The sequence below is a fragment of the Longispora albida DSM 44784 genome (assembly GCF_000379825.1).
In the GTDB taxonomy this organism is placed as follows: domain Bacteria; phylum Actinomycetota; class Actinomycetes; order Mycobacteriales; family Micromonosporaceae; genus Longispora; species Longispora albida.
In genome coordinates this window covers 1-13,403 of the sequence record NZ_KB903814.1, presented here as the reverse complement: position 1 = coordinate 13,403, position 13,403 = coordinate 1, and the positions used below count along the sequence as shown (strand labels likewise).

At 64.9% G+C, this 13,403-nt stretch carries 5 protein-coding genes and 1 pseudogene; 5 read left to right on the top strand and 1 reads right to left on the bottom strand.

What is annotated here, in order from left to right:
- The first annotated feature begins 139 nt into the window (after positions 1-139).
- From A3G1_RS0104420 to A3G1_RS0104395, 5 genes and pseudogenes are all read left to right on the top strand, one after another.
- Entirely contained in the window at positions 140-3,190 is a 3,051-nt protein-coding gene (locus A3G1_RS0104420; protein WP_169437537.1) for a LamG domain-containing protein, read from the top strand.
- A 200-nt stretch (positions 3,191-3,390) separates the two neighbouring features.
- Positions 3,391-10,119 (top strand): polymorphic toxin-type HINT domain-containing protein, encoded by a 6,729-nt coding sequence (locus A3G1_RS33140; protein ID WP_157640911.1) that lies wholly within the window; start codon positions 3,391-3,393, stop codon positions 10,117-10,119.
- 97 nt (positions 10,120-10,216) lie between these two features.
- Positions 10,217-10,711 (top strand): hypothetical protein, encoded by a 495-nt coding sequence (locus A3G1_RS0104410; RefSeq protein ID WP_018348253.1) that lies wholly within the window; start codon positions 10,217-10,219, stop codon positions 10,709-10,711.
- 1,338 nt (positions 10,712-12,049) lie between these two features.
- Positions 12,050-12,824, top strand: a pseudogene (locus A3G1_RS33135) (transposase).
- Positions 12,825-12,857: 33 nt separating this feature from the next.
- Positions 12,858-13,154 (top strand): hypothetical protein, encoded by a 297-nt coding sequence (locus A3G1_RS0104395; RefSeq protein WP_018348250.1) that lies wholly within the window; start codon positions 12,858-12,860, stop codon positions 13,152-13,154.
- Positions 13,155-13,208: 54 nt separating this feature from the next.
- Here the strand turns inward: A3G1_RS0104395 and A3G1_RS33130 are convergent.
- On the bottom strand, positions 13,209-13,403 hold a 195-nt coding region (locus tag A3G1_RS33130), incomplete at its 5' end, for a transposase family protein (RefSeq protein WP_018348249.1).

Sequence of the window (13,403 nt, the reverse complement as noted above, 5' to 3'; positions counted from 1 at the left end):
AAAGCGCTCTGGCACGCGGGTAGCGGTGGCTTCTCTTCGCACGGAAGCTGGGGAGGTTTTTGCGAATCCGGATGGCACTTTCACGTCGGAGGAGCACACTCAGCCGGTCCGGGCGCGTAAGGGGTCTGGCTGGGTTCCGGTGGATCTGACGCTGGTGAAGAACACCGATGGTTCGTATTCGCCTGCGGCGGCGGCTCAGCCGGTGACGATTTCCGGCGGCGGGACGGGGCCGATGGTTTCGGCTGAGCGTTCCGGTAGCCGTCTTTCCCTGGGGTGGCCGGGTAAGTTGCCGGCACCCGTGGTTTCGGGGGATACAGCAACGTATCCGGAGCTGATGCCTGGCGTCGACCTGAAGGTCCGTGCCGAGGTGACTGGCTTCTCCGAGGTCTTGGTTGTCAAGACCCGTGAAGCTGCTGCGAATCCTGCGCTGGCGAAGCTGCGGTTCACGCTGGCCACGCAGGGGCTGACGATGAGTTCCGGGCCTGGCGGATCGACGGTCGCGAAGGACGCCGCAGGGGATGTGGTGTTCGCTTCCGGTACGGCGTGGATGTGGGACTCATACAAGCCGGGGCAGGTCGCTGCCCGATCCGCTCTTGCTGCTCCGTCCGCGCCAGCAGTGCCGACTGCGGATATCCGCCGCTTGTCGCCAATGACGACGGAACTTTCGAGTGGGCAGTTGACGGTTACGCCCCAGCAGAGTGTGCTGACGGGCGCTGGCACGGTGTTCCCGTTGTACATCGATCCCGGCTATGCCTCGCCGAAGTCGGCGAACTGGTCGATGATCAACAAAGCGTACCCAACCCAGTCGTACTGGGCCTACGACCGCAATCAAGGTGCGAAGGTCGGCTACGAGGACGATGAGTGGTGGCCGAACAATACCTATCGGTCGATGTTCCTGTTCTCTCCGAGCACCTACGCAGGCAAGCACGTTCTCGACGCGACACTTTCCGCGAAGATCAACCACACCTGGGACTGCGGGTCCGGTGCTGCTGACCTTTACGTCTCCGGCGTCGTGTTCGGCCCGGGCACTGACTGGACGGGCTACAACGGCCAGTTCTCGTCCGGCAACCTGCTGGCGTCCGGCGCGGAAGGCAACTGCGGCGGACACTCGACGACATGGAACAGCCCTGCACTGACGAACACGGTCAATGCCTCGTCGGGCTGGGCGAACCTGGTGTTCGGACTACGAGCACGTGATGAGTCCAACCACCACGGCTGGAAGACGTTTGACCCGGCAAGTCTGACGCTCTCTGTGAAGTTCAACAACGTTCCGAACGTCCCAGGGAATCTCCGGAACGCGGGGATCGGGTGTGCTTCGTGGGCGAACCGGCCGTACCTGAACACGGCGACCCCTGAACTGCGCGCTCGGGTCAGCGACCCGGACGGCGAGAACCTGAACACGGTATTCGAGTGGTGGGTTACCGGTGGCTCGATGATCGGGTCGGCGACTGTCTACGCGACGCTGTCCGGCTACGACGCCGTCCTGAACGTGCCCGCCGGTGCCTTGGGTGACGGCGACTACTCGTGGCGGGTCCGGTCCTCTGATGGAATCGACTGGGGGCCGTACTCGGGGTTCTGCGAGATGACGATCGACCGGACGAGGCCGTGGGCCGAGCCGACAATCACGTCACCTGACTATCCGGCGGATGTAACGTCCGCTCACGGTGGCGTCGGGCGTCCTGGCCTGTTCACCCTTGGAGCCAACGGCGTTAGCGATGTCGTCGGCTACGAGTATGGCCTGGCTGATGATCCGACGACCTATGTTGCCGCGTCCACTTTGGGCGGTACCGCGACCGTGTCGGTGACGCCACTGGCGTACGGCATTACGACGCTGTATGTCCGCAGCATCGACCGTGCGGGCCACAAGAGCGATGTCAAGAAGAACTATGTGTTCAAGACCGGCGCGGCGACCGGCCCTGTGGGGCATTGGGAGCTGAACGGCAACGGCGACCCGGCCGCCGGAAGTCAGGCGCTGGCACCTTCTGGTGGTGCGGTGTGGACGGCGGGGCGGATCAGCGGCGGGCCGCAGTCTCTTGGCCTTAACGGTGGTACTGCCGGTGCTGCTGCGGCTGTGCCTGTGATTGACACCAGTAAGAGTTTCTCGATGTCGGCGTGGGTCCGTCCCGACCGGCCCGGGACTGACTATCCGACTGCTGTCGGTGTTAACTCTGCCTCGGCAAATCCAGTGGGCATGGGCCTGGACGCTTCGGGACACTGGACGATCTGGGCCAGGCCGAATGAATCCTCCGGTGGCACCAACCCGGCTGTCGGCAGCAAGGCTCCGCTGGGTGTGTGGGCCCACCTGACCGGCACCTACGAGGCGAGCACCCGCCAGCTTCGCCTGTACGTCAACGGTTCGCTGGCCGCGACATCGAACCTGGGTTTCGCTATCGGCAGGGCCACTGGCCCGCTGACACTCGGCCACTACCAGTGGGCCGGGGGCTGGGGCGGCGCGTGGAGCGGGGACATCGCCGACGTCCGCGTCTATGACCGTGTCGTGTACCCCGACAGCGACAACGACGCTGATGTCAAAGAGCTGACCAAGGCGATCGGTGTGGGGCAGTGGTCGTTCAACAACGGACAGGGCACATCGGCCACCGATGACGGCCCGTTCGGCAGGAACGCCACGCTGGCGGGCGGGGCGAGCTGGGGGACTGGTCACGATCAGACCGGCCTGCGCCTGAACGGGACGAGCGCCTATGCCGCGACAAGTTTCTCGGCCAGCGCGGACGCGGTGCTGGACACGAAGCAGTCGTTTTCGATCGAAGCCTGGGTGAAACTCGCCGACACGAACTCCACGCATGTGGTCGTCTCGCAGAACAACTTAGGCGGCTCCTACAACCCGTTCTACGTGGAGTACAACAAGGGCCTAAACCGGTGGCTGATCACATCACCGTCTGACGGCAGCAGCCCACAGGAATGGCGCTACGCGACCGGCAGCTCTGTCCCCGCTGTGGGCGCGTGGACCCACATCGCAGCCGTCTTCGACGCCAGCGCGGGCGAACTGCGGTTCTACGTGAACGGCACGCATCAGGGCACCCGGGCCAATGTGACCGGCTGGAACGCCGCCGGTGCGCTGGAGTTCGGCAGGGCCCGCAACGGCAGCTACTTCGCCGGTGACATTGACGAGGTCAAGGTCTACGCCGGGGTGCGGTCGCTGCAGGAGATCGCCACTGCGGCGGCACAGTAGCCCAGCCCCAGCCCTTCTTTCCTCTTTCTCGCGGTTCAAGACTTGGAGAGCCCGTAATGGGATTTGGTATACGTCGTGCCCGCAGGGCCGGCCGGGCGCTGACCACAGGGGTCACACTCGCGCTGGTCATGACCCTGGTCGGGCAGACACCAGCTCTAGCAGCGTCACCGGTGCGGCTGAAACCGCAGAAGGAACGCGTCGTGCCTGGGACCAAAGCCGGAGCGAAGAAACTCGGCGCGGACGCGACAGCAGGCAAGACCCGCAAGACCGCACCCGCGCCGGTGTGGCCGAAAGCGGGCGCGAGCGAAGTTCCGGTCCTGGCACCTGCCCCGTCCCTCCGGGCAGCAGGAGCACAGGAGACGGGGGCCATCACAGCGACAGCCGTAGACGCTGCGCCTGCCCTGGCTGCGGCCCGGGCCGCTGAGGCCAAGCCGTCGAAGCTGCGCGTCGAGGTTCTCGACCAGGCGAAGGCACGGGCAGCGGGTGTGCACGGCGTGGTGTTCCGTGCCCAGGCGGACCAGCCGGGCAAGGTCGCTCTGCGCGTCGACTATTCACAGTTCGCGAGCGCGTTCGGCGGTGACTGGGCCTCGCGCCTGCGGATCGTCCAGCTACCCGAGTGCGCGCTTACCACCCCTGCGGCTGCGGAGTGCCAGGCCAAGCCCTTCACCTCCCGTAACAGTGGCACTGGCAGCGTGTCTGCCGATGTGGACCTCGGAAGCGGCGGAGCAACGGCGGATGGCCTTGCGCTGAGTGGCGCGGGTGCTGCCGCTCCGATGTTGCTGGCGGCGGCTGCATCGCCATCCGGCGGCACCGGCAGCTTCGCAGCCACCCCGCTGACAACCTCGTCTTCATGGAGTGCGGGAAGCTCGTCGGGGGACTTCGGCTGGTCGTACCCGATGCGGGTTCCGCCGTCGCTCGGCGGCCCCAGCCCGCATGTCGAGCTGTCGTACTCCTCGCAGTCCGTCGACGGCCTCACCGCCGCGACGAACAACCAGCCCTCGTGGATCGGGCAGGGTTTCGACTTCTGGCCCGGCTACATCGAACGCCGCTACAAGCCATGCGCCGAGGACCTCGGCGGTAACGCCAACAACACCGTCAAGACCGGCGACATGTGCTGGGCCAACGACAACGCGGTCATGATGCTCGGCGGCGGTGGCGGTTCGGAACTGGTTCGTGATGACACCACTGGTGTATGGCGGCCGAAGTCTGATGACGGTTCCAAGGTCGAGCGTCTGACCGGCGCGGCCAACGGCGACGACAACGGCGAGTACTGGAAGTTCACGACCCCTGACGGCGCACAGCTCTTCTTCGGCCGCAACCAGCTTCCCGGCTGGAGCGCGGGCAAAGCCGAGACGGCTTCGGTGTGGACGGTGCCGGTGTACGGCAACAACACCGGTGAACCCTGCCGCGGCGCGACGTTCGACGCATCCTGGTGCCAGCAGGCATGGCGATGGAACCTCGACCACGTCGTCGACGCCTTCGGCAACTCCATGTCCTACTGGTACACACGCGAAACCAACTACTACAGCCGCAACCTCACCGCCAGCGCAGCGACCCAATACACCCGGGGTGGCTACCTCAGCCGCATCGACTACGGCACACGGGCAGACGCCGAGTTCACCGGCGCGCCGATGACCGTCGGCTTCGACTCCGCCGACCGGTGCGACACCAACTGCGCCAGCCACGGCTCCAACTGGACCGACACCCCCTGGGACCAGGAGTGCACGGGCGGCACCTGCACTGGCAAATACCAGCCCACGTTCTGGAGCACCAAGCGCCTGTCGAAGATCACCACCCGCGTCTGGGGCGGATCCGCCTACCGCGAGGTGGACTCCTGGACACTGACCCACACCTACCCCGACCCAGGTGACGGCACCCAGGCCGGGCTGTGGCTGTCGAAGATCTCCCACTCCGGCCTCGTTGGCGGAACCGCAACCGTCCCCGACGTCACCTTCGGCGGCGTCCAGATGAACAACCGCGCCGCAGGTGTCCTGCACTCACCGGGCATGAACTGGTGGCGCATCCAGTCGATCACCACCGAGACCGGCGCGGGCATCGGTGTGTCCTACTCGGCACCCGAGTGCGTCGCGGGCAGCAACATGCCCGCCTCACCCGACACCAACACGATGCGCTGCTTCCCCGTCTACTGGACACCCGACAACTACACCGAACCGGTCCTGGACTGGTTCCACAAATACGTCGTCACGACCGTGTCGGAAAACGACGCGACCGGCAACGGCGTCGGCGTCGTCACGTTCTACGAGTACCCCGGTGGCGCAGCCTGGCACTCCGACCCCGACATGGGACTTGGGCCGGTGAACCGGTTGTCCTGGGCGCAATGGCGCGGCTACGACACCGTCCGGGTCCGCAAGGGACAGCCTTGGGAACAGACCCTGTCCGAGACCCGGTACTTCCGGGGCATGAACGGCGACAAGCTCGCCTCCGGCACACGCACCGCCACCATCACCGACTCCCAGGGCGGCACCTGGCCCGACGAGGACGCCTTCGCAGGCCGCGCCCGCGAGCAGATCGGGTACAACATCGCCGACAACAGCATCGTCACGAGCCAGATCACCGACCCGTGGCAATCGGCACCCACCGCCACCCGCACCATCGGGAACACCACCACCTACGCCCGGTTCGGCAACAGCTCCGGCACTCACAGCCGCGTCGCCCTCGATGGCGGCCGGGGCTTCCGCCGCACCGATTCGGCCAGCCAGTTCGACACCATCGGCCTGCTGACCCAGACCGAAGCGACAGGCGACGGCGTCACAGCGACCTGTACCCGATACACCTACAACGGCAGCACCAGCGTCTGGCGGCAGCTCAGCCGCGTGCAGTCCTTCGCTCTGCCATGCGCATCCAGCCCAGCATCCGCAGCCGATGTCCTCGGCGACACACTGAACTCCTTCGACGGCCAGGCCTACGGGGCCGCACCAGTGAAGGGCTCCATCACCAAGGTCGAAGAACTCAAAACCTGGGCCGCCGCGGGCTCGGCCTACGCGACGAGCTCGCGTGCCGCCTACGACGCCAACGGCCGGCTCACCGAAGCCTGGGACGCTACCGGCGCGCGCAACACCAAGACCTACAGCCCGGCCATCGGATACGGCCCACTCACGAAGGCGACCAGCACCAACGCCCTCGGCCACACCACCACCATCGACGTGGACCCCGCCTGGGGACTCACCACCGCCAGCACCGACCCGAACGGCAAGCGCAGCGACATCAGCTACGACCCGCTCGGACGCGTCACATCCGTCTGGCTGCCAGGACGCGACAAGGCATCCTTCCCCTCGGCACCGACCGTCGGCTACACCTACCTGCTCCGTACCGACGGCGCGACGGCAGTGACCAGCCGCAGGATCAACCCCATCGGCGGCTACATCACCAGCCACACCCTGTACGACTCGCTGATGCGCCCCCGCCAGACGCAGGCACCAGCCATCGGGCCTGACGGCGGGCGGAGCATCACCGACACGATCTACGACAGTGCCGGCCGCGCGTACAAGACCAACGCGGCGTACATCGCCAATGGCAGCCCCTCGACGGACCTGTTCCTGCCGAATGGTGACGCTGTCATCCCTTCGCAGACTGTCACCCTGTTCGACGGTGCCGGCCGGCCTGTGGCGAGCGTGCTTAAGTCGCTGAACACGGAGAAATGGCGGACGTCCACCTACTACGCGGGTGACCGAGCCGACGTCACGCCTCCCGCCGGAGGGACCGCGACCTCAGTGTTCATCGACGCCGTGGGCCGTCAGACCGAACTGCGCCAGTATCACAACGGCGCACCAGCAGGCACGTACGACGCGACGAAGTACATCTATGGCCGTAATGGCCAGATCGCGAGTGTCACCGACCCGGCTGGCAACTCCTGGACATACGCCTACGACCAGCGGGGCCTTGTCACCAAGGCAACGGACCCCGACCGGGGCGCCACCACCTACACCTACAACGACGCCGGTCAGCTGCAGTCTGCGACGGACGCAGCCGGAAGCACCATCGCGTACGCCTATGACCTCCTTGGCCGTGTCACAGGTACGTTCACCGGCTCCACATCCGGCGCCAAGCGCACTGAGATGACCTACGACACCACCCTGATGACAGACGGCGTCACCCAGGCCAAGGGCTACCAGTCTTCGTCAACGCGCTGGGTTGGCTCAGACGCCTACACCAGCACGGTCACGGGCTACACCGACCGCTACGCCACTACCGGCAAGACCATCACCATCCCCGCGGTGGAGAAGAGCCTCGCGGGAAGCTACACCCTGCGCAGCACCTACTTCGCCGACGGCAGCCCCGCGACCACGCAGTTCCCGGCAGCAGGCGGGCTGGCCAAGGAAACTCTCAGCCACGCCTACGACGCACTCGGCATGCCGACCACCCTCAAGGGGACACTGGGCCTGTCGTCCGTGAACTATGTGACGAGCAGCCAGTACACCCGGTTCGGTGAGCCCGCGGTCCACACCTTCGGAACTTCGAACTCCGGGCCGTTCGTCCAGCAGGGATTCTGGTACGAGGAAGGCACCCGCCGCGTCAGCCGCAGCATGGTGCTGCGAGATATCGCACCAGGCGTCGCCGCAGACCTGAACTACACCTACGACCCGTCCGGGCAGATCACCAAAATCGCCGACACTCCGCAGGGCGGTACCGCCGACACCCAGTGCTTCAACCACGACTACCTCCAGCGCCTGAACCAGGCATGGACGCCGTCCAGCGGTGACTGTGCAGCGGCTCCGTCTCTTGCGGTCCTGGGCGGCGCGGCTCCGTACTGGCAGAGCTGGACGTTCGATAAGTCCGGCAGCCGTCTCAGCCAGACCGATCACAAGACAGCAGCTGGCAAAGCCGTAACCACCTACACCTACCCGGCCGCGGGCCAGCCGCAGCCGCACACGCTCAAGACGGCCAGCACCACTGACAACGCGGGCACCCGCAGTGTCAGCTACAGCTACGACACACGCGGTAACACCACCGCCAGGCCGAACGGGGCAGGTGGCGTCCAGAAGCTCGCCTGGGACGCCGAAGGGCACCTTGCCAGCACTGATGACGGAACTAGCTACGTCTACGATCCCGCTGGCGGACGCCTCATCAAGCGCGATGGCACAGGAGCGACTCTCTACCTGGGCGGTATGGAGCTGCGCCTGACGACGTCGTCGGGGGCTGTGGCCGCTACCCGCTATTACAGCCACAACGGCCAGTCGATCGCCATGCGCACCAGCAGCGGAGTGACCTGGCTGCTGAGTGACCACCAGGGCACCGCCCAGATCGCGATCAAGGCGGCCGCCAGCCAGGATGTGACCCAGCGCCGGCAGACCCCATACGGCGGCAGCCGAGGCAGCAACCCCGCATGGGTCAACAGCCACGGCTTCCTCGGCGGTGAAACCGACCCTGCCGGCCTGACACACCTCGGCGCACGTGAGTACGACCCTGCCATCGGCCGGTTCCTCTCCGTCGACCCTCTCATCGACATCGGCAATCCGCAGCAGATGCACGGCTACGCCTACTCCGGCAACAGCCCCATCAGCAGCAGCGACCCCAGCGGAATGATCCCTGACGACTACCTTGACCCTTCGCTGGATCAGCCCTGCCACTCTTCGAGCGGTCCGTACACATGCTGGCTGCAAACCGAAGGCGGATCCGGTCCTGGCAGTAACAAATGCCGGCCAGGTGAGTGCTACGACGACGGCGGCCACGACGTGCTGGATGCAGCCGGAATGATCCCGGTCATCGGGACCGCAGCCGACGGTGCGAACGCTGCGTACTACGCAGCCGAAGGAAAGTGGGGCGACGCGGCCGAGTCCGCAGGCTGGGCCGTTGTCGGACTCATCCCATTCGGCAAAGTCGTTGGGAAGGGCTCCAAGCTCATCAAGGGTGGCGGGAACTCTGCTGAAGACGCCGGCAAGGTCGCCAAGGGCGCAGACAACGCTGCCAAGGCAGGTGCCAAGACCACCGGCGACAGCCTTGAGGAGAGCATCAGAGCCGCAGAAGCCGAAGAAAAAGCCATCCAGCGCGCCGAAGCGAAAGCAGCAGCCGCAGAACGCCGCGGAGCTGACGCTGCTGCGGCAGAAAAGCAGGCTGCCCAGCCTGCGGGTGCGGGCTCGTCTGCATCTAACGCCGCTGAGTCAACAGCGAAGGGCTGCCCCCACAGCTTCGACCCCAGCACACCTGTGCAGATGGCTGACGGTGAGGCCAAGCCCATCGCCGACGTGGCGATCGGAGACGAGGTCACAGCAACTGACCCCTCCACAGGGGTAACCAGTAAGCGGCAGGTGACCGCGCTCCACGACAACCTTGACACCGACCTGACTGAGCTGACTGTCGCGGCAGACGGTCAGCTGGATCACACCTTGTCGACGACACAGCACCATCCCTTCTGGGACGTCACAACCAGCAGCTGGGTCAACGCCGGTGACCTGGTGTCCGGTCACCGGCTGCGGTCGCTGGACGGCGCCGTGGTCACTGTTGTGACGGTCGTCAACCACACCGGCAGCAAGCGCATGCGTGACCTGACGGTCGCTGGCGACCACACGTACTACGTTGTAGCCGTCACGACAGCTGTGCTGGTCCACAACTGCGGCGGCGCGGTCCTGGACCTGAAATACAAGACGGGCTGGTCTGCCGCACAGATGGCAGAGGCCGATGCGAAGGTGGCGGCGCTCAACAATGCCGGCAGGCTGGTGGTGACAGCGGTCAAGCGGAGCGGCAGCGCCGCCGCCGTCTGGCGGAAGGGCGGCAACACCACACAAGCAGGCAAAGACGTCGACCACCTCATCGACCTGCAACTCGGCGGTGCCGACGCACTGGGCAACATGTGGCTGCTGGATTCATCGGTAAACCGGAGCCTAGGCGCCCAGATCAGCAGGAAGATTCGCAAGCTAGGCCTCAAGCCTGGCGATGTTGTATGTAGCCTTACAATCACTCCCAGATGCTGACGGCCGGGACAGGGGCGTAGCTGATGGAGGACAGAAAGGAAGCACGGTGCCAGTAGAACCACAGCAAGTCTCATGTGTTGTCCAGACCGGTGCAGGCATGTGTGCCCTCTGGCAGCCTGAGGCGTTCGCCGGAGTCAATGAGGACTCCTGGGAAGATGAGCTGGCGGAGGATGAGGCGCTGGTCCGGCACATCGAGGCGGGGACATTCGTTCCGCTTAATGTCGGCGGAGACGGGGCGTTCCAGGCCATCATCCGGATCGGAACGGACCTTGTGCCTCTGACCGAAGCCGAAATTGAGTACCGGCTTGTCAGTTCCAGCCCTTACCTGCTGGAGTCCCGGGGAACGGTGGCTGTCGGCGGGCTTGAGGACATCGGAGGCGACGCCGGAGCCGACCCGCTCAGGATCGGCCTCGAGCCTGGCCGCTATCGGGTGATCGTTCACCTGGTCGACTGGGCAGCAGACCCGAACTCTGCTGGACCAGACGGGGAACCGCTTCCTGACGCCCTTCCGGATTTCGTCATCCAGATCGCGGAGGAGGCACCAGGCCTCCAGGACTACCGCCGTAACGTAGAAACCTTCGAACGGCCGTAACCCAATTGACGGCAGGCTAGGGAATCCCCCTGGCGGCCATCAGCGTTTTCCCAGCCATCGCGGCGGCCTTGCATGCGTCAAGGCCGCCGCGTTGCCGTGTGTGCCCGGCGCTGATTGCTCGCTTGGGTGCCCCAGCCTCGCTAGCTAGCGGCGACCCGAACCCGGGCCGACATTGCGCACAACGCAGTCCGCCCGGGCGCCGGTTCTCGAATGTAAAGACGGCATCGGCCGCCCCCTTCCTCCACGTAGCCGTCGCAGCTCTGACGCACCCCGGTGGAGTGATGGAGTGAATTCCCGGGGCCAGCAGAAGCAATTTCCCCGGAGGGCTGCGCGTAATTCGGCCGGATGGGTTCGGTGCTGTATTTGACAACACTGGTCAGTTTAAATATTCGGACGGTTTGAGTATCGACCATGAAGTCTGGAATCATCTGGGAATCCCAGGGTTCCACTCTGCATCGGATCGCTTCGTTGTTCATCGGCAAAAGCATTGACAACGTGCGCTATGATCCGTAGGGTCGCCTCTCATTGAAAGTAGCTGGCCCGAGGGATTGCACATGGTGGACCTTGCCAGTGGCTCCCGACAAGAGAATCAGCTGGCTCAACGGGCAGACTTGCTCCCTGTTCTCATGCAGCCCATACCACGGAAGGCGATAAATGAGTCCTTCGACCGAGACAACTCATCCTTCGCGCCGCTGGTATATATTTCCCATTGCATGGCTTATTGCGCTCCCCCTGGTTTTTGCGGTCGCTGGGGCGCTGGCCACCCCAGAATCCAGGGAGGCAAAACCGGTTGGCCGGCCGGGTGAGAAGGCTGCCTATTCCGCGAAGGCACGTGCCTCTTATTGGATCTTCCAGTCTGTAGACCCCAACTCGGGAGCTGGTATTTCCTGTCAGTCGTCCCGGCAGGATGGCAGCGGAGTCACGGGATTTTCTGCATCGCTTGGCTACGGATTTTTCGGCGTATTCAAACGGCCGCCGGCTCAGGTAGTGCACAACGGAGTTACGTACTACTATGCCGGCGAGGAAAGCTACCCCGAGTCCTACGACATGCGAGTCTCGTGCGGTGGCGGTCCGGTGCTTGTCGAGCAAGCCCCCGGCTCGGTGACGTCAATCCTCTTCGGGATTGCTGTAGTCGCCTCTCCGGTGGTGTGGATAGGTGTGGTACTAACCCTCCGAAGCCGGTCTCGTAGGCGCTAGTTTCATGGCATTGCCTTTGAGAGGGATCATCCAGATCGGAAGGTGCGGCGGTTTCGGACCTGGACCCCGGCTGTCTTGGCTCGCTACCCGCGATTAAGGGCTGTTCCGTAATTGGTAGGGTGTTGGTCAGTTAAGGCTGGTGTGCAGGTCATCTCGTCGCAGCGTCCGGAGTGGATTTACCCGTTCACAGGGTTGAGTCTCCGCCAGTTCCGGCGGCTGGTGGGTCTGGTTCGGCGAGGAGGTGGTGACGTGATCGCTGATCGGAGGCCGGGCCGGCAATGGACGTTGTTGCTTGCCGACCGGGTGTTGCTGCTGGCGGTGTACTACCGGACGAACCTGAACATGCGCCAGGTCGCGGTGCTGTTTGGGATCTCCACGACCGCTGCCCATCGGATCATCGACCGGCTCGCGCCGTTGCCGGACACCGAGCCGGTGAAGCCGATGGGACCTGAGCAGGTCTTGATCGTGGACGGCACCCTTGTTCCCGTTCACGACCGGACGGTGGCGGCGTCGAGCAAGAACTACCGGCACTCGGCGTGCCTACAGGTCCTCATCCACGCCGATAAACACCTGGTCGTCGCGGTCGGGGATCCGTTGCCGGGCAACCGCAACGACTGCACCCTACGCCGAGTCCGGCATCGCAGCCATGGCTGGGCAGGCCACGGTGGTCGCCGATGGTGGCTACCAGGGCACCGACTGCGTTATGCCGCGCCGAAGGCGTGCCGGCCAGGAGCGGCTCGAAGACTGGAAGGAGCACCACAACACTTCCCACCGCCAGGTCCGGGCTCGCGTTGAACACGTCTTCGCCCGGATGAAGAACTGGAAGATTCTCCGCGACTGTCGCCGGAAGCGACGTGGCGTCTACTGGGCCACCGCCGGCATCGTCCGCCTCCACAATCTCAGCCTGGCCTGCTGACCCGCCGTTCCCGCAGGTGCGAGGATGTCGCACATGCAGTTCCACGATGCTTCGATCATCATCCATGAGGCGGACGCCCGGGACGCCAACTCCCTGGTCGCGGTCGTGCGCTGCATGGAACTCACCCGACTCGGAACCCACTTTCACACCATTCGCGATACCGGGCTCACTATCGACCTCACCGTCATCAAGATCTGCCGCTACGACCGCTTCCTCCTCAACGAGTTGGACCCAGCACATACCGCAGAGATCACCCTGACCGGCCCCAGCCGGATCACCGCCGGCGATATCCTCCTTGGCGTCAACCCACCGTTACGGAACAGCCTTTAAAAGATGTTTCATAACTCCGGGATGTCTTGCGCTGCAAGGCGTCCCGGATGTGTTTCAGGTGGTGGCTGCGAGGTTGTGCATGTGTGCGATGGCGCGTATCGCGTGCCAGAGGCCGTCGTGTTTGAGGCGGCAGTCGCGGAGGATTTTCCAGTCTTTGAGGCGGCCGATGACGTGCTCGATGCGTGCTCTGACCTTGCGGTGGGCGGTGTTGTCGGACTCTTGGGCGGGCAGCAGGGCGCGGCCTGCGCG